Genomic DNA, 256 nt, shown 5'->3' with positions numbered 1-256 from the left:
ACGCTTGAGCTTGACCGCCAAGCGCCAGCGCTCGCCACTGTTGACCGGCGGCCCGGCGTACCAGGCGAGGCGCATCAGCGATGGCAGCTTTTCATGACGCGAGCGCGCATCCGCCAGCTCGAAACGCACCACACCCTCGGCGCTCTGCGGCAAGCCGATAACCCGTCCTTCGAGCCAACGGGTTTCGCCATCCAGTTCAGTTGGCAAACGATCATTCAACGCCCATTGCGCACCGACGCTGGCCCACGAGAAGCCA

The 256-nt window shown here is 64.5% G+C and carries 1 protein-coding gene; it reads right to left on the bottom strand.

Features of this window, described 5'->3' with window-relative positions; translation table 11 throughout:
• Positions 1 to 256, bottom strand: a 256-nt coding sequence (locus BK660_RS32200) for a DUF4131 domain-containing protein (protein WP_123436478.1), incomplete at both ends; no start/stop codon positions are given.

This window comes from Pseudomonas brassicacearum (genome assembly GCF_003732265.1).
In the GTDB taxonomy this organism is placed as follows: Bacteria; Pseudomonadota; Gammaproteobacteria; order Pseudomonadales; family Pseudomonadaceae; genus Aquipseudomonas; species Aquipseudomonas brassicacearum_D.
The sequence above is the reverse complement of the archived record's forward strand: the minus strand, read 5'-3'. Positions and strand labels throughout refer to the sequence as shown.